The organism is Cyanobium usitatum str. Tous (assembly GCF_963920485.1).
Classification (GTDB): Bacteria; Cyanobacteriota; Cyanobacteriia; order PCC-6307; family Cyanobiaceae; genus Cyanobium_A; species Cyanobium_A usitatum_A.
Genome location: NZ_OY986431.1, coordinates 1,649,629 through 1,664,802, shown reverse-complemented (window position 1 = coordinate 1,664,802; position 15,174 = coordinate 1,649,629). Strand labels below are relative to the sequence as shown.

Genomic DNA, 15,174 nt, shown 5'->3' with positions numbered 1-15,174 from the left:
TCTCGCGGGAGTCGCTTGTGCATTTGCTGATCGCCGCAGCCGGCAGCGGCCGCCGCATGGGGGCCACTGGCAACAAGCTGCTGTTGCCAGTGGCGGGGCGGTCGGTGCTGGCCTGGACCCTCGATGCGGCCCTCGCCTGCCCCGCCATCAGCTGGATCGGCATCGTGGGTCAGCCCGTTGATGCCGGCGCGATCGCGGCGCTTGTGGCTGAAGCTCAGCCAGACCGGCCGGTGCAGTGGATTGAGGGTGGTGACACTCGTCAGGAGTCGGTGAGCCGGGGGCTGGCGGCCCTGCCGGCAGCTGCTGCTGGGGTGCTGATCCACGACGGGGCTCGCTGTCTTGTCGAGCCGGAGCTGCTGGCCCGCTGTGCCGCTGCGGTCCAGCAAGGCGCAGCCGTGATCGCCGCCACCCCCGTAACCGACACGATCAAGCAGGTGGATGGAGCTGGCACCATCACGGCCACCCCAGATCGCAGCTGGTTGTGGGCCGCCCAAACTCCCCAGGGCTTTCCCGTGCAGCAGCTGCGGGCTGCCCATGCAACCGCCACGGAGCAGGGCTGGAGCGTCACCGACGATGCGGCCCTGTTTGAGCGGCTGGGTTTGGCGGTGCAGGTGTTGGAGGCGCCTGCCTCCAACATCAAGCTCACCACCCCCTTCGATCTCACCGTGGCAGCGGCGGTGCTTGCTTCGCGCTGCTGATCCGCAGCTGGCCGCTGCTGCCAGCGAGCTCGGCCCAGGCACCTAGGGGTAGGGCCGCATTGCCGGCCCCATGACCCACGGGCAAGTTGCTCACCACCGGGATGCCGAGATCGCTTGTGCGCTCGCGTAGCACCTGCTCGAGGCTGAACCGATCTGCCTCGTCCGTGCTGTCATCGCAGTCAGTGAACTGCCCCAGGCCGATGCCGGCCAGCTGCTGCAGCCCACCGCTCAGCCGCCAGTGGGTGAGCATGCGCTCGATTCGGTAAGGCGCTTCGCCCACGTCTTCGAGCACCAAGATGGCGCCGCGCAAATCCGGCAGATAGGGGGTACCCAGCAGGTGGGTGGCCACGGTGAGGTTGGCGGCCAGCAGGGGGCCTGCGGCGCTGCCGCCACACCAGCCCTCGCCCTGAAGGTCGCCCAGGGGTTCACCAAACAACAGGCACCGCAGCCGCTCCTGGCTCCAGGCGGGTTCGGCGGCCAGGGTGGTGAGCAGCGGCCCGTGGATGGCTCCTCCCTGCCCCTGGGCTACTTGGGCCCAGAGCAGGGAGGTGACGTCGGAGAAACCAAGCAGCCAGCGAGCTGGCAGGGCCAGGGGGGCTTCCAGCAACCGGGCCGCACCCCAGCCACCCCGCACACAGGCCAGCAGTTCGGCACCCCGCCTGGCAGCCGCTTCCAGGTCGCCGCGGCGCTGCTGGTCTTGACCGGCCAGATAGCCCCACTGGCGCCCGTGCAGCGGCGTGCGCTCCACCTCCAGCCCCCAGCTCTCGAGCACGGCGATGCCCTCCTCCAGACGCGCCAAGGCGTCTTCGCCCAGCAGGGCCGAGCTTGCCGCCACTAGCTGCACCCGATCCCCGGGCCGCAGCGGTGAGGGCTGACGTGTGACCTGGCTCATGGCAGCTGCCCCAGCACCAGGGCAAGCAGCAGCAGCCCTCCCAGCTGTACCTGGCGGCTGAAGTGGCGGCCGTAGGCGGAGCGGGGCAGGTTGGGGCGGCGCAGCAGGGCGGCTTCGCGCTGCATGCCGGCTGCTGCCAGCAGACCCAAGGGCCAGCTGATCCAGCCGCAGCCCTGCAGGCCGGCGGCTAGGCCCAGGGCCAGGGCGGCGAGGGCGTAGCTGATCGCCACCGCCAGGGGGGCCCGGCTGCCCAGGCTGAGGGCACTGCTGCGCACGCCGATGGCCCGGTCGTCATCCCGGTCGGCCATGGCGTACACCGTGTCGAAGCCGAAGGTCCAAAGCAAGGTGGCCAGCCACACCAGGGCCAGGGGCCAGCCGCCGGCCAGGGAGCCGGTGGCAGCGGCCCAGGGGATCAGCACCGCAAAGCCCCAGCAGAGGGCTAGCACCAGTTGGGGGTAACCAAACCAGCGTTTAGCCGAGGGGTAAAGCAGTACTGGCGGCAGGGCCGCGATTGCTAGCAGCAGGCAGAGGTTGCGGCTGGCGGCGGGGAACCCCCACATCAGCACCAGCAGCACCGCCAAGGCGACTAGCAGGCTGAGCAGCAGCAGGCCTATCGCCTCGCCAACGCCAACGCGGCCATCGGCTAGGGGACGGCTGCGGGTGCGCTCCACTAAGGGGTCGATGCGGCGGTCCCAGAGGTCGTTGGCGATGCAGCCGGCCGCGCTCACCGCCAGTCCTCCCAGCACGATCAATCCCACCAACAGCGGCGCCGGCGGGGCGTTTGGGGTGAGCCAGAGGCTCCAGCCAGCTGGAATCAGCAGGATCAGGCGGCCACTTGGCTTGTGCCAGCGCACGAGCTCCAGCCAGGCGCCTAGACGGGTGCCGCGCGTCGAGTTGGCCATGCCCCCTTTTCGTCGTGCCGCACCCTAGGTGTGCCGGTGGGATGGGCAGTGGGTGGCAAAGTAACGCCCCTGCGGCAGTTGCCGAGCTCGATGGTTCAGGCCCCCAACCTTCAGCAGGCCGGTCGCCGTCGGGTGGCGGCGATCGACATCGGCACCAACTCGATTCACCTGCTGGTGGCAGAGGTGGATCCGGAGCTGAGCAGCTTCAGCGTGGTGCTGGCTGAGAAGGCCACCACCCGGCTCGGCGAAAGGGATCCCCATAGCGGTGACCTCAGTGCCGAGGCGATCGAGCGAGCTTTCCGCACCCTGCGCCACGATCGCGATCTGGCCCTTAGCCATGGGGTGGAGCAGATCGTCACGGCGGCCACCAGCGCCGTGCGAGAGGCCCCCAACGGCCGGGATTTTTTGGTGGCGCTGCAGGAGCAACTGGGCCTGGAGGTGGATCTGGTAAGCGGGCCCGAGGAGGCCCGGCTGATCTATCTGGGTGTGCTTTCGGGCATGGCTTTCGGCGACCAGCCCCACTTGATCATTGATATCGGTGGCGGTTCCACCGAATTGGTGCTGGCCGATGGCCGCGACGGCCGCTCCTTCAGCAGCACCCGCATCGGCGCGGTGCGCCTGCAGCGGGAGTTTTGTCAGCAGGACCCCCTCCCGGTTGAACGTCGCACCTTCCTGCAGGCATACATCCAGGGTGCCCTCGACCCTGCGGTAGCTGAGGTGAAGGCGGCGCTGCGGCGGGACGAACAGCCGCTGATGGTGGGCACTAGCGGCACGGCCATGGCCCTAGCTGCCCTGGCGGCTGCTGAAGATCCCAAGCCGCCGCTGAAGCTGCAGGGCTATCGGCTCAGCCGCGAGCGCATCGACCAGCTCACTGCCCGGCTCCTGGCGATGACGCCGGAGCAGCGCCGCGCCTTGCCCGCCATCAATGATCGCCGGGCCGAAATTATCGTGCCCGGCGCCCTGATTTTGCAGACGGCGATGGCGATGCTGGGCGTGCGGGAGCTGGTGGTTTGCGATCGGGCCCTGCGGGAGGGCCTGATCGTGGACTGGATGCTGCGCAACGGCCTGCTGGGAGATCGCTTCGCCTTCCAGAGCACTATTCGCCAGCGCACCGTGCTGCACCTGGCCCAGTGCTTTGGTGTCGATCGGGCCCGGGCCGATCGGGTGGCCGCCCATGCCCTCAGCCTCTACGACCAGTCGCGGGGGCTGCTGCACCATGACGAGGGCCCGGGCCGGGAGCTGCTCTGGGCCGCCGCCCAGTTGCACACCTGTGGCAAGAGCATCAATATCTCCGCTTATCACAAGCACAGCTGGTATTTGATCCGCCACGGCGAGCTGCTGGGCTACTCCGAATCCGAGCACCTGATGGTGGCGGCCATTGGCCGCTATCACCGCCGCAGCCTGCCGAAGAAGCGCCATGAGTCGTGGCAGCTGATCGAAGACCGCGACCAGCGCAGCATCGTTACGTCGATGGCCTTGCTGTTGCGCCTGGCGGCGGCCCTAGATCGCCGGCCCGCTGCGGTGATTGCGACCCTGCAGGTGACATCAAGGCAAAACGCGGTTTGTGTTGACCTGGAGCCCCTCGCGGCCGCCCCCGGCGAGCAAGCTCCGGATCTCAGCCTGGAGCGCTGGAGCCTGCGCTCTTGCGCCGAAGTGGTGCAGGAATCCTGCGGCCTTGGTCTCAGGGTGCCGGAGCCTTGAAGCTGCGCCAACGCACCTGATCAATGGCTCCCATTGGTTGGGCAGCACCGCCACCTATTTGAGTGCGCACTAGATCGGGACGCCCGGCCAGCACCTCTAGCCCTTGGCCAAGGGGGAAGCGCCGCTCACCTGTGAAGGTGCCACGGAACAGAGTGGTGCCGGTTTTTGTTTTTATTTCGAGCCAGCTGGGCTGGCTGCTCGTCAGTTGCAGCTGATCGGGCTCGAGGCTGTCGCTGCCGCTTTCTCTGTCTCTAACTACTGGGGGAATCTCAGTCAGCAGCTGGGGCTGGGCTTGCGGCTCGGTTGGGCGGGCCTGGTGACGCTGCCACTGCTGCCAGCCCGCGGCGCCGGCGGCGCTGAGGGCGACCAGGATTGCTGCTGTGATGGCCAGTCGGCCGCTGGTTTGTGCCGGTTTGGTTGGGGCGCGCTGGGTCAGTTCGGCCACCTTGATCGGCTTGGTCTGAAACTGGCCGCTATCGCGCAGGGTTTGCAGGGGGCCATCGATATTGATGGCCAGGCTGCTGGCGATTCTGCGGGCCTGGGCGATCACAAACACCGGTTCCGGCAAGCGACTGGCGTCTGCTTCCTCCAGGGCCTGAAGTTGTTCGGTTCCCATGTTTAGGCGGGCTGCCAGCACGGCCAGTTCGAGGCCTTGGCCCTCCCGGCCCTGGCGCAGCGTCTGACCGATGCAGCGCAGGGCGGATAAGGCCTCGGGGTTGGGGGAATCCGACACCAGAACAGCAAGCTCAGCAGATATAGACATTCTGCAGGCAAATTTGATGCAGTCCAGCCATTGAAATGGGCGATACTGGATTCGAACCAGTGACCCCTTCCGTGTGAAGGAAGTGCGCTACCGCTGTGCTAATCGCCCGCACCCCCAGAGCTTAAAACACCACAGGCAGTCGATCGGTCACCATGGGCTAAGAGCCAGTCGCATTGCGTGAGCGCCAACCCCGAAGCAGCGGATCCCAAGCCAGCATCTTTAGATGTGTTGATCGTTGGAGGCGGGGTGTGCGGCACGGCCCTGCTGTTTGAGCTGGCCCGCTACACCGATTTGGGCCGCATCCTGCTGGTGGAGCGCTACGACGCCCTAGCTCGGGTGAACTCCAAGGCCACCAACAACAGCCAGACGATCCACTGCGGCGACATTGAGACCAACTACACGCTCGAGAAGGCGGTGCGGGTGAAGCGCACCGCCGAGATGATCGTGAACTACGCCGAGCTGCTTGATCCAGCCAGCCGCGAGCGCTGCGTTTTTCGCACTCCCAAAATGGTGCTGGGTGTGGGCGAGCGAGAGTGCACCTTCCTGCGGGAGCGCTTTGAGCGCTTTTCACCCCACTTTCCGGCGATGGAGCTGCTCGAGAAGCCGCAGATCGCCGAGTGGGAGCCCCAGGTGGGACTGGTGCAGGGGGAGTTGCGCCCGGAGGAGCTGGTGGCGATCGGCATCCGCCGCACATACACCGCCGTGGATTACGAGGAGCTCTCCGCCTCGTTCGTGGCCCAGGCCAAGAAGGGCGTGGCCGGCAGTGAGCGCCAGCTCACGGTGCAGCTAGGCACCAGCGTGGTCGCGATTACGCCGGAGGGCGATGGCTACCGGGTGGAACTGGCCCCCACCCCAGGCTGCTCCAGCGCCGCCGGGGAGGATCCCCGCTCGGTGTGGGCTCGGCACGTGGTGGTGAATGCCGGAGCCCACAGCCTGCTGATGGCCCAGCGCATGGGCTACGGACTGGAGTATTCCTGCCTGCCGGTGGCCGGCAGCTTCTACTTCACGCCGGATTTGCTCCGGGGCAAGGTTTACACCGTGCAGAACGACAAGCTGCCCTTTGCCGCCATCCACGGCGACCCGGACGTGCGCGCCCCTGGCAAAACCCGCTTTGGCCCCACCGCCCTGCTGCTGCCGCTGCTGGAGCGCTACAAGCCCGCTTCGTTCTGGGAGTTTCTGAAGGTGCTCCGGCTCGATTGGGCCGTGCTGGCCGTGTTCTGGCAGCTCTTTCGCATCGCCGATATCCGCAATTACATCTTCAAAAACTTGCTATTCGAGGTGCCCTGGCTGCGGCGGCGCTTGTTTTTGGCAGATGCTCGCAAGATCGTGCCCGACATGCGCCTCGAGGATCTCAGCTTCGCTGAGGGCTATGGCGGCGTGCGCCCCCAGCTGATCGATAAGGCCAACCGCAAGCTGATGCTCGGTGAGGCCAGCATCGCGGCCCGGCCCGGCCTTGTCTTCAACGTCACCCCTTCCCCTGGGGGCACCTGCTGCTTGGGTAATGCCGCCCGGGACCTGGAGGCGATCGTCGAGCGCCTGGGCTGTGGCTTCGATCGGCAGCGCTTGGCCCGGGAGCTTTATGGCGAGACGGGCTGATGCCTTTTTCAGCTAGCGCCGCCGCGGAATAGGTGATTGTGGCTTGCTGAGTAGAGGCGAGAACGGGCCTCCGCCGGCGCCGCCAGCGCCGGGCTCACCACGTAGAGGGTGGTGCGGATCAACTGCCGTTCCTGGCTCACCCGGGCCATCTCGGCCAGGGGAACCACCTTGATCCACTCATCAGGCCAGCTCACCCGGTAGCCAATGGCTACGGGAGTGTCGGCGGGGTAGTGGCGCAGCAGCTCGGTTTGCACCTCTTCCACATGGCGAGCACTGAGGTAGAGGCAAAGGGAAGCGCGCAGGGCTGCAAGCCGCTCCAGGGCCTCCCGCTCCGGCACGCCGGTGCGTCCGCCAGCGCGGCTCAGCACGATCGTCTGCACCAGGCCAGGGATGGTGAGCTCGCTCTGCAGGGCCGATGCGGTGGCCTGGTAAGCACTCAAGCCGGGCACCACCTCCACGCCGATACCTGCATCGGCCAGTCGGCAAATTTGCTCGGCGATGGCGCCATAGAGGCAGGGATCCCCATCGTGGAGCCGCACCACGGTTTTGCCGGCCCGGGCCCGATCCAGCACCACCTCCATCACCTGCTCCAGCGTGAGGGTGCTGGTGCGCACCTGCTCACAGCACTCGGGTGCCAGGGCTGCGATCTGGGGATTGATTAGGGAGTCGGTCCACACCAAAACCTCCGCCTGCTCCAGCAGGCGGGCGGCGCGCAGGGTGAGCAGGTCGGGTGCGCCGGGCCCGGCACCAACTATCCAGACAGGCTTGTTATTCAAGTGGCTACTCCACTGGGGTCGGGCAGGGGGCGGTGGCGGCGGTAGAGCCACCAGAGGCCCAGGCCGCCAAGGGCAATCAACAGCAGGCTGACCAGTTGGGCCATGCGCAGACCGCCATCACAGAAGGGCGGCTCGGAGAGCAGGCAGAGGGGGTCGAGGCGTAGCCCTTCAATCCACACCCGCCCGCTGCTGTAGGCCATCAGATATACGCAGCTGAGTGCTCCAGGCAGCAGCTGAATACGGCCGCGACTGGCGGCCCGAAATAGCCCCAGCAGTAGGGCACACACCCCCAGATTCCAAAGGGATTCGTAGAGGAAGGTGGGATGAAAGTAGAGCTGCTCAAGAAATTCGGCTGGGCGGCTGGCGGCGGGGATCTGCAGTTTCCAAGGGAGATCCGTAGGCAAGCCGAAGGCCTCGGAATTAAAGAAATTTCCCCAGCGGCCAATCGCCTGGCCAAGGGCCACGGCGGGCATCAGCACATCGAGCAGCTGCCAGAAGGGCTGCCGGCGCCAGCGGCAGAACAGCATCGTGGCCAGGGCGCCGCCCAGCAGGGCGCCGTGGATGGCGATGCCTCCACGCCAAATCGCGATCGCTTCTAGCCAGTTGCCGGAATACTGGCGCCACTCGAGGGCGACGTAGTAGATGCGGGCCCCGATCACGGCCCCAAGCACCATCAGGGGCAGGAGATCGGCAATCAGGGAGGGCTCAATGCCTCGAGCCCGGCCGAGCCGGGTGGCCAGGCTGAGACCCAGCAAGACGGCCACGGCGATGAGCAGGCCGTACCAGCGCAAGGCAAAGGGGCCCAGCTGGAAAACCAGGGGCCCCGGGGAGGTGAAGGTGGCAAGCACGCTGCTCAGATCAAGCCTTCAGCAGCCTGAACCTTTTCAACCTGGCGCTTCTTGAGCACCAGCAGGATCTGGGCCAGGGCGATTGCGGCAAAGAAAGCCAGCAAACCGTAGATGCGCACAGGGTTTTGCAGCACCACCTCGGCATCAATCTGGCCGAAGCCACCCACGTTGGGGTCGTTGGTGATCGGTGAACCGGCAACTACTGCATCACCAACAGCCGCCAAGACAGTGGGGCCAGCCGGCACGGTTTCGGTGGCTGTAGTGCCATCTGCGGCGGTGATCTCCACCAGGGAAGCGCCGTTATCACCGGCAGTGATTGCTGACACCGTCCCAGTTACGGGGGCGTTGAACACGCCGTTGTTGCTCTTCTCGCCGGTGGGATACACCTGGCCGCGGCCACGGTTGCCGCCCACATGCAGCTGGTATTTGCCGAAGTGGATGCTGCTGTCGGTGGCGGGATCAGGAGAGAGAATCGGGAAAACGATCTCTTGGTGCTCATCACCGGAGATCGGGCCCACCAACAGAATGTTGGGTTGGTCGTCGGAATACTGGGTGTAGTAGATGCCGGCAGTTTCCTCCTTCAGCTCCTCGCTGAGACGGTCTTGCGGGGCAAGGGTGAAGCCATCTGGAAGCATCACCACGGCGCCGACGTTGAGACCGGCGCGGCTGCCATCACCAGCCACCTGCTGAACGCTGGCGTCGTAGGGGATTTCCACCACGGCCTTAAACACCGTGTCAGGGAAAATGGCCTGGGGCACTTCCACCCGGGTGGCCTTTTTGGCCAGGTGGCAGTTGGCGCAAACGATTTTGCCGGTGGCCTCCCGGGGGCTGGCGTAGTTCTGCTGGGCCCAGAAGGGATAGGCCCAGCTGGGGCTGGCGCCGGTCAAAAGCACGGCGAAGGCGATTAGGGAGCCGAGCAGCAGGGAAAGGGAACGACGCATCACGAGATCAGGCGACAGACAGGGAGAAGAAAAGCTGGATCGGGGTAATCAGGCCCACCAGGGCTTGTCGCCGGTGCGGAAGTCGGTTTCGCTCCACTGGCTAAGAAAGACGTTGTCGTTGTCTACAGAGACGTGAGCCAGGGCCAAGGAGAGGGGCGCTGGACCGCGCACCACTTTGCCGGTGGCGTCGTACTGGGAGCCGTGGCAGGGGCACATGAACTTATTGGCGCCGCTGTTCCAGGGCACTACGCAGCCCAGGTGGGTGCAGATGGCGTTGATGCCGTAGCTGCCGATGGCGTCATTGCCCTCAACGAGCAAGTAGGTGGGATCTCCCTTGAGGCCCTGCACCAGGCTGCGATCGCCCTCCTTGTGGCTGCTGAGCCAGCCGCTGGCGGTGACGCTATTGCCAAGCTCATCTTTGGCGGTGGTGCCGCCGCCGCCGCCCGCCGCCTTGGGGGGGATGAAATAACGAGCCACTGGATAGAGGGCTCCCAGGGCCACACCGGTCACAGACCCGAAGGTCAGCAGGTTCATGAACTGCCGGCGGCCCATGCCGGGCACATCACCGTTGGAGGCGCTATTTGAAGCGCTCGCTGGCATCTGGGTCATGAAGACGCGCCTGGACAATGAGGCGCCCATTATGAACCTTGCATGTGCGGCTCCGGGGCGGTGCAGCCGGCCTGCCGCTGGGCCTGCAACATGCTGTTGTGCAATCCGTCGCGTGAGCTCGGGCGTGTCCCTGCCCTCCAGTGCCCTCCCCCCAGCCCCTGAGCCAGGTGCGCCCCTGTCTGCGCAAGAGGTTTGGGATCTGCTGCAAACCCGTTGGCAGGTTTCCTACGACCTGCAGCTGGTGCAGCGTCGCGGCCGGCTCTATCTACAGGTGATGTGGGCCTACTTAGAGCAGCAATCCTTTCCGCTCACGGAGGAGGGCTACCGCAGCAAGCTCGAGGAACTGGTGGGTTTGCTGAACGGCCTAGGCGTGGCCGAGCAGGTGCGCAGCTGGCTGGGCACCACCTCCGATAAGCCGAGGCAGGGAAAGGCGATGGGTCTGGCCTTGGAGATCCCGGCCGGCCGGGCCAGCGAATTTTTGCTCTAGGCGGGCCGCAGCCGTTCGGTGCAGGCCACCAAGCCAACGCCGATTAGGTAGAGGGCCGTGATCGCCCCGGAGAGCAGCAGCATCGTTACGGGGTCGGTGGAGGGGGTCAACACGGCCCCCGCCAGGGCACTTGCCAACACCACCCAGCGCCAACTCGCCAGCATGGGCTTGGCCTTAACCAGGCCAAGGGCGCCGAGCAACAACTGCAGAACCGGCAGTTGAAATGCCAGCGCGGTGGCCACCATCAGCAGCAGCACGAAGTCGAGGTAGCGCTCGATCGACCAGCTCGGTTCGACCACATCGGCGCCGTAGCTCACCAGGAAGCGCAGGGCTGCGGGCACCAGCGCCCACCAGGCGAAGGCCAGTCCCGCCGCAAACAGCACCGCCGAGCCAGCTACCGCAGGGGCCACCAGCCGCCGCTCCCGCCGGGTAAGACCGGGCAGCACGAATCCCAGACCCTCGTAGAGCACGTAGGGCAGGGCCAAGGTGAGCCCGGCGTAGCCCGCCACTTTGAACGACACAAACAAAAATTCGCCCGGGGCCAGCTGCAGAAAGCGGATGCCCTCCGCTGGCACTTCCAGCAGCCGCACCAATGGTTTAACGGCGACGAGGCAGGCTGCTGCCGCCACCACCACCGCCAGCAGGCTGCGCAGCACGCGGCGGCGTAGCTCCTCGAGATGGTCCACCAGGCTCATCTCCACTTCGGCTGGAAATTCTCCAGGCCCCGTTTCGGGCGCGGCGAGGCGGTTGGCTGAGATTTCGGGTTCGGCGCTCATCGTTTCTGCTCCGTCAGCAAGCTAAGAGCCCGCTGAGGTTCTCCCCACAGCACGGAGCCGCCACGATGGCGCACGGTACCGGGCGCTGCACCAGGAATGCGTTGCAACTCCTCGGTGGGCACCATCACCACCGGCACCCGCCGGTTGCCCCGGCCCCTGCTGTAGTGGGCGGCCAGATCGGCTGCGGCCTGCAGATCCGCATCGCTGGCCAGTCGCTCCGAGCTTTTCAGCACCACATGGCTGCCGGCCAGCTCCTGGGCGTGGAACCAGAGATCGCCGCGGCGCGCTTGGCGAAAGGCGATCCATTCGTTTTGGCGATGGTTGCGGCCAATTTGGATGGGCAAGCCGGAAGGTGTGTGCAGCTCCAGGGGCTGGGGCACCCCCTCGATCGCCCCAGCCCGCCGGCTCTGGCGACCCCCCGCGCTCTTGCGCTGGCCGCGCTCAGCCAGCAGGGCTTCGAGCTCGGCAGCCAGGCTGCTCACCTGCTCGAGGCTGTCGGCCTGCTCGAGGTAGGTGAGGCTGGCTTCGAGGCTTGCTAACCGCTGCCTGTGCAGCTCCAGCCTGGGGGTGATCGCCGCCACCGAGCGCCGCCGCTTGCGGGCGGTTTTGTAGAGCTTCTGGGCCTCTTCGATGCACTGGCGGCTCGGCTGGAGCTGGCTGAGCAGGGCATCGGCGCGGCGCTGCAGAGCTTCCCCTTCAGGCACCGCATCCAGCAGGGCTTGCTGCTCGCTGGCCTGGCGGCTTTCGCGCTCGACTGTGGCCTGCAAGCGGTGCTGCAGCTGCTGGCGCTGCTGAGCAAGCACCTGGGCGCCGAGTTGCTCGCTGAAATAGGCGGCTAGGCCTTGATTGATTGCCAGGGTGGGATTTGCGGCCGGGGTATGGCCGCTGGATCCACCCCAGCAGCGGTAGCCGGCCGGTTCGAGCTGCCAGCTGAATCGACCCAGCTGCACGGCTTCAAGCCACTGCCGCCAGCCCTGCCACAACTGCTGCCATTGCTCCGGACTGATGCTGTCCACGGCCAGTTCGCCCCAGCCGCATGGCAGTAGCTGGCGCACTAAGGCCGGACTAATGCCCTGGTAGGCATCGCGCAGGGCCTGCTGCAGGGGCAGGGGCACTAGGCGCAGTCGGCGCTGCCAGCTTGCAAAGCTCTCTTCCAGCCGTGGCGGCTCGCCCGCCAGGGGCGGGGGCGGTTGGTATGGGTCGCCGGTGCCGATTGGCCGCAGGCGTGATTGCTGGGGTTTCACCTGGCGGGCCAGGGCCACTACCTGGCGGTCGGCGTCGAGCAGCAGCAGGTTGCTGTGGCGGCCCATCAGCTCCACCACCAGCCAGCGCAGCACGGGCTCACCGGGACGCCTGGCGAAGCCGAGCTCCACCACCCGCTCCCAGCCCTGCTGCTGGATTTCTATGAGGGCCAGACCCTTGAGGCCGTGCTGCAGCTGCTGGGCCAGGGTGCTGCCATCCCCTTGGCGTGGTGGCGGCGGGATTGTGTGCAGCCGAGCCGCTTCCGCCTGCCAGCTGAGCTCGAGCCAGTGGTTACCGCTAAGGCTGCGCAGGCCGATCTGCAGGGCCTGGGGGCTGGCCTGTTGGGCCTTCTCGAAGCGACTTGGCAGCAGTAGCGGCCGCCATTCGGCCAGCACCGCCCGCAGGGTCGTGACGTCCAATGCCTGCAGGCGGGAGGGTGGCTTCTACTCTGCAGGCCAGAGCTGTCGCCCGCCATGAGCGCCTTGCCCGGCCGTCTCACCTTGATCACCGGCCCAAGTGGAGTCGGCAAGGGCACCTTGGTGCAGAGGCTGCTGCTACTTCATCCGGAGATCTGGCTATCGATCTCAGCTACCACCCGCGCCCCCCGCGCCGGTGAGCTGGATGGCCAGCACTACTTCTTTTTGTCGCGCGACGCCTTTGAAGGCCAGGTGGCTGAGGGCGGGTTTCTGGAGTGGGCCGAATTTGCCGGCAACCTCTACGGCACCCCCCGCCAACCGGTGCAGGCCCAGCTCGCTGCAGGAAGGCCCGTGCTGCTTGAGATCGAGCTGGAGGGGGCACGCCAGGTGCGCCAAAGCTTTGCCGAGGCTTTCCAGATTTTTGTCGAACCCCCCAGTTTTGAGGAGCTGGAGCGGCGTATCCGCGGCCGCGGCACTGACAGCGAGGAGGCGATTGGCCGGCGGCTGCAGCGGGCCAAGGTCGAGCTGGCTGCGGCGCCAGAATTTGACGCGGTGCTTGTTAACGGCGAACTGGAGCAGGCGTTAGCTGAGCTTGAGCAGCTGCTGGGCTAAGGCAGCTGGTCTCGGACAAAAAAAAGCGGCCCCGAGGGGGCCGCCGCTGATCAGAAATGGCTGATCAGAAGGGGCTGCTTAGAGGGGATGGAATAGCAAGTCGGGGAAGAAGCGGTTGAATTCGATCAGAATTCCTGCCGTGGCCGTGAACCAGATGGCAGCAAAGACCGGAGCGGTGGTGAGGAACTTTTTCATGATGAAAAATTAGAGAGGCGTCTAGGACTGGCAGGGCTAAGAACCCTTAGCGGGGGGAAACTGCTCAGCGAGGAGAAACAGTGACCTTGTCGTCGGATTCGAGCAGCTTGCCGCTGGTGAGTTCGCCGAAGGCTGCTAGGGGCCAGGTGGCGGCTGCCAGGGTGCTCTTGAATGCCAAGGGCAGATCGATCTGGATCTCCTTCATGGCGGCATCCTTGTCGCCGCGGATGGCGCGCAGGTAGTTGCGACCAGCCCAGCCAATGCAGCCAGCGATATAGAGGAAGGCAATGCCAGGGATCATGAAATCACCGGCATGGTTCCAGCGACCATCAACGATCAGGTGGGGCAGGCCATCGGCACCGCATACGGCCTGGCTGTACATCGCGAAGCGCGCCTTGGCCTGATCGGTTTTGGCGGTAGCAGCGCGCTGCTGGAAGCGGGCGCTCTCGGAGCAGGGGGTCAGCCCTGCCACGTCAGCCTTGGCCGCAGGGGCGAAGCCGAGCAACAGGAAGGCGGAGAGCAGAACCGCGAAGAGTCGGCGGGAGAAAAGACGGCGCATCGGACGCAAGGCCGCGGGGCAGGATGACACTTCTGGACAGTACGGGAGCTGTTGAAGTCCAATGCCATTGGTTCTGGCCCTCGAAACAAGTTGTGACGAGTCAGCGGCAGCGATTGTGCGCGATCAGACGGTGCTGGCCAGTGCCGTCGCCTCCCAGGTTGAAGAGCACGCCCGCTGGGGGGGCGTGGTGCCGGAAATCGCCTCGCGGCGCCACGTCGAGGCCCTGCCCCAGCTGATTGAGCAGGTGTGCCGCGACAGCGGTGTGACCATGGCCGAGCTCGATGGCATCGCCGCCACCGCCGCCCCGGGCCTGGTGGGGGCCCTGCTGGTGGCCTCGGTCACGGGCCGCACCCTGGCGAGGCTGCATGGCAAGCCCTTTGTGGCCGTTCACCACCTGGAAGGTCATCTCTGCTCGGTGCAGCTGGGCGAGCCGCTGCCCCCCGGTCCCTACCTGGTGCTGCTGGTGAGCGGCGGCCACACCGAGTTGCTGCGGGTGGATGGGCCTGGTCGCTATGTCCGCTTGGGCCGCAGCCACGACGATGCCGCCGGCGAAGCTTTCGACAAGGTGGCCCGCCTGCTCGGGCTCGGATACCCGGGTGGTCCGGCGATTGAGGCGGCTGGGCAAAACGGCGACCCCCTTCGCTTTGCCTTGCCCAAGGGCCGGGTGTCGCGGCCGGAGGGCGGCTTCTATCCCTACGACTTCAGTTTCAGCGGCCTCAAAACGGCGATGCTGCGCCTGGTGCGCGCTTTGGAGGCTGAGCACCAGGCAGGCAACGAGCCGTTGCCGCTGGCTGATCTAGCGGCCAGCTTTGAGCAGGTGGTGGCCCAAGTGTTGGTGGAGCGCAGTTGCCGCTGCGCTCGCGAGCAGGGCCTGGGCACGCTGGTGCTGGTGGGTGGCGTGGCCGCCAATCGGCGGCTGCGGCAACTGTTGGAGCAGCGCTGCGGGCTCGATGGCCTGGCCTGGCGGGTTGCTCCGCTGGCCTACTGCACCGATAACGCCGCCATGATCGGGGTGGCTGGGGCCCAGCGCCTGGCCGGCGGCCAGAGCAGCTGCCTTGACCTGAGCGTGGCTGCTCGGCTACCCCTAGAGCAGGCCGGCTTGCTTTACGAATCACAACCGTGCTTTTAATCGGCGTAAAGTGAATTCCTTCCGGTATTTGG

General features: G+C 66.2%; 17 protein-coding genes and 1 tRNA gene. 6 read left to right on the top strand and 12 right to left on the bottom strand.

What is annotated here, in order from left to right; all coding sequences use genetic code 11:
- Window positions 1-17: 17 nt before the first annotated feature.
- Window positions 18-698: a 2-C-methyl-D-erythritol 4-phosphate cytidylyltransferase gene (gene ispD / locus U9970_RS08960; protein WP_322763945.1), complete on the top strand. Its 681-nt coding sequence runs from the start codon at window positions 18-20 to the stop codon at window positions 696-698.
- On the opposite strand, the gene U9970_RS08955 is transcribed toward ispD, so the two are convergent.
- Together U9970_RS08955 and U9970_RS08950 are read right to left on the bottom strand one after the other, a co-directional pair.
- Window positions 661-1,590 carry a S66 peptidase family protein gene (locus tag U9970_RS08955; protein WP_322763944.1) on the bottom strand — a complete coding sequence of 310 codons (930 nt, stop codon included), beginning with the start codon at window positions 1,588-1,590 and terminating at the stop codon, window positions 661-663. The two genes, ispD and U9970_RS08955, sit on opposite strands and share 38 nt — an antisense overlap.
- The gene (locus U9970_RS08950; RefSeq protein ID WP_322763943.1) at window positions 1,587-2,492 is read right to left on the bottom strand and encodes a 4-hydroxybenzoate polyprenyltransferase; all 906 of its coding nucleotides are present in this window, start codon (window positions 2,490-2,492) and stop codon (window positions 1,587-1,589) included. The genes U9970_RS08955 and U9970_RS08950 overlap by 4 nt, the downstream gene beginning before the upstream one ends.
- Window positions 2,493-2,582: 90 nt before the next feature.
- Between U9970_RS08950 and U9970_RS08945 the strand changes: the two genes are divergently transcribed.
- Window positions 2,583-4,193, top strand: a complete 1,611-nt coding sequence (locus U9970_RS08945) for a Ppx/GppA phosphatase family protein (RefSeq protein WP_322763942.1) — start codon at window positions 2,583-2,585, stop codon at window positions 4,191-4,193.
- Here the strand turns inward: U9970_RS08945 and U9970_RS08940 are convergent.
- On the bottom strand, window positions 4,174-4,926 hold the full coding sequence (locus U9970_RS08940; RefSeq protein ID WP_322763941.1) for a helix-turn-helix domain-containing protein: 753 nt from the start codon (window positions 4,924-4,926) through the stop codon (window positions 4,174-4,176). The two genes, U9970_RS08945 and U9970_RS08940, sit on opposite strands and share 20 nt — an antisense overlap.
- Window positions 4,927-4,992: 66 nt before the next feature.
- Window positions 4,993-5,064: transfer RNA gene (locus tag U9970_RS08935), tRNA-Val, on the bottom strand.
- Window positions 5,065-5,133: 69 nt separating this feature from the next.
- Between U9970_RS08935 and U9970_RS08930 the strand changes: the two genes are divergently transcribed.
- A complete protein-coding gene (locus U9970_RS08930) occupies window positions 5,134-6,552 on the top strand; it encodes an FAD-dependent oxidoreductase (protein WP_322763940.1) in 1,419 nt (472 codons plus the stop codon).
- Window positions 6,553-6,560: 8 nt separating this feature from the next.
- Here the strand turns inward: U9970_RS08930 and cobM are convergent, their stop codons facing one another.
- Genes cobM through petC form a run of 4 tightly spaced genes read right to left on the bottom strand, consistent with a single transcriptional unit; the run spans window position 6,561 to window position 9,726 of the window.
- On the bottom strand, window positions 6,561-7,328 hold the full coding sequence (gene cobM, locus U9970_RS08925) for a precorrin-4 C(11)-methyltransferase (RefSeq protein WP_322763939.1): 768 nt from the start codon (window positions 7,326-7,328) through the stop codon (window positions 6,561-6,563).
- Window positions 7,325-8,185, bottom strand: a complete 861-nt coding sequence (gene lgt, locus U9970_RS08920; protein ID WP_322766083.1) for a prolipoprotein diacylglyceryl transferase — start codon at window positions 8,183-8,185, stop codon at window positions 7,325-7,327. Before lgt ends, cobM begins: the two co-directional genes overlap by 4 nt.
- On the bottom strand, window positions 8,182-9,117 hold the full coding sequence (gene petA, locus U9970_RS08915) for a cytochrome f (RefSeq protein ID WP_322763938.1): 936 nt from the start codon (window positions 9,115-9,117) through the stop codon (window positions 8,182-8,184). Before petA ends, lgt begins: the two co-directional genes overlap by 4 nt.
- A gap of 48 nt (window positions 9,118-9,165) precedes the next feature.
- Window positions 9,166-9,726, bottom strand: a complete 561-nt coding sequence (gene petC, locus U9970_RS08910) for a cytochrome b6-f complex iron-sulfur subunit (protein ID WP_106501698.1) — start codon at window positions 9,724-9,726, stop codon at window positions 9,166-9,168.
- A gap of 124 nt (window positions 9,727-9,850) precedes the next feature.
- Here petC and U9970_RS08905 point away from each other — a divergent pair, with 124 nt between their 5' ends.
- Window positions 9,851-10,213: a DUF3067 family protein gene (locus tag U9970_RS08905; RefSeq protein ID WP_322763937.1), complete on the top strand. Its 363-nt coding sequence runs from the start codon at window positions 9,851-9,853 to the stop codon at window positions 10,211-10,213.
- Here the strand turns inward: U9970_RS08905 and tatC are convergent.
- Window positions 10,210-10,989 carry a twin-arginine translocase subunit TatC gene (gene tatC, locus U9970_RS08900; protein ID WP_322763936.1) on the bottom strand — a complete coding sequence of 260 codons (780 nt, stop codon included), beginning with the start codon at window positions 10,987-10,989 and terminating at the stop codon, window positions 10,210-10,212. The two genes, U9970_RS08905 and tatC, sit on opposite strands and share 4 nt — an antisense overlap.
- Window positions 10,986-12,650: an Rqc2 family fibronectin-binding protein gene (locus tag U9970_RS08895; protein ID WP_322763935.1), complete on the bottom strand. Its 1,665-nt coding sequence runs from the start codon at window positions 12,648-12,650 to the stop codon at window positions 10,986-10,988. Before U9970_RS08895 ends, tatC begins: the two co-directional genes overlap by 4 nt.
- A gap of 54 nt (window positions 12,651-12,704) precedes the next feature.
- Here U9970_RS08895 and gmk point away from each other — a divergent pair, with 54 nt between their 5' ends.
- A complete protein-coding gene (gmk, locus tag U9970_RS08890) occupies window positions 12,705-13,259 on the top strand; it encodes a guanylate kinase (protein ID WP_322763934.1) in 555 nt (184 codons plus the stop codon).
- Window positions 13,260-13,337: 78 nt separating this feature from the next.
- On the opposite strand, the gene psaJ is transcribed toward gmk, so the two are convergent.
- Window positions 13,338-13,454, bottom strand: a complete 117-nt coding sequence (gene psaJ / locus U9970_RS08885; protein ID WP_254941322.1) for a photosystem I reaction center subunit IX — start codon at window positions 13,452-13,454, stop codon at window positions 13,338-13,340.
- 64 nt (window positions 13,455-13,518) lie between these two features.
- On the bottom strand, window positions 13,519-14,013 hold the full coding sequence (locus U9970_RS08880; RefSeq protein WP_254941330.1) for a Photosystem I reaction center subunit III: 495 nt from the start codon (window positions 14,011-14,013) through the stop codon (window positions 13,519-13,521).
- A 61-nt stretch (window positions 14,014-14,074) separates the two neighbouring features.
- On the opposite strand from U9970_RS08880, the gene tsaD reads away from it, so the two are divergent.
- A complete protein-coding gene (gene tsaD, locus U9970_RS08875) occupies window positions 14,075-15,142 on the top strand; it encodes a tRNA (adenosine(37)-N6)-threonylcarbamoyltransferase complex transferase subunit TsaD (protein ID WP_322763933.1) in 1,068 nt (355 codons plus the stop codon).
- Window positions 15,143-15,174: the final 32 nt, after the last annotated feature.

What these genes read in the sequence shown, in the direction of transcription:
- U9970_RS08880 (WP_254941330.1), bottom strand. Translation starts at nt 14,013, where the DNA reads ATGCGCCGTCTTTTCTCCCGCCGACTCTTCGCGGTTCTGCTCTCCGCC.
- U9970_RS08950 (WP_322763943.1), bottom strand. Translation starts at nt 2,492, where the DNA reads ATGGCCAACTCGACGCGCGGCACCCGTCTAGGCGCCTGGCTGGAGCTC.
- U9970_RS08945 (WP_322763942.1), top strand. Translation starts at nt 2,583, where the DNA reads ATGGTTCAGGCCCCCAACCTTCAGCAGGCCGGTCGCCGTCGGGTGGCG.
- U9970_RS08955 (WP_322763944.1), bottom strand. Translation starts at nt 1,590, where the DNA reads ATGAGCCAGGTCACACGTCAGCCCTCACCGCTGCGGCCCGGGGATCGG.
- tatC (WP_322763936.1), bottom strand. Translation starts at nt 10,989, where the DNA reads ATGAGCGCCGAACCCGAAATCTCAGCCAACCGCCTCGCCGCGCCCGAA.
- psaJ (WP_254941322.1), bottom strand. Translation starts at nt 13,454, where the DNA reads ATGAAAAAGTTCCTCACCACCGCTCCGGTCTTTGCTGCCATCTGGTTC.
- petA (WP_322763938.1), bottom strand. Translation starts at nt 9,117, where the DNA reads ATGCGTCGTTCCCTTTCCCTGCTGCTCGGCTCCCTAATCGCCTTCGCC.
- tsaD (WP_322763933.1), top strand. Translation starts at nt 14,075, where the DNA reads ATGCCATTGGTTCTGGCCCTCGAAACAAGTTGTGACGAGTCAGCGGCA.
- gmk (WP_322763934.1), top strand. Translation starts at nt 12,705, where the DNA reads ATGAGCGCCTTGCCCGGCCGTCTCACCTTGATCACCGGCCCAAGTGGA.
- petC (WP_106501698.1), bottom strand. Translation starts at nt 9,726, where the DNA reads ATGACCCAGATGCCAGCGAGCGCTTCAAATAGCGCCTCCAACGGTGAT.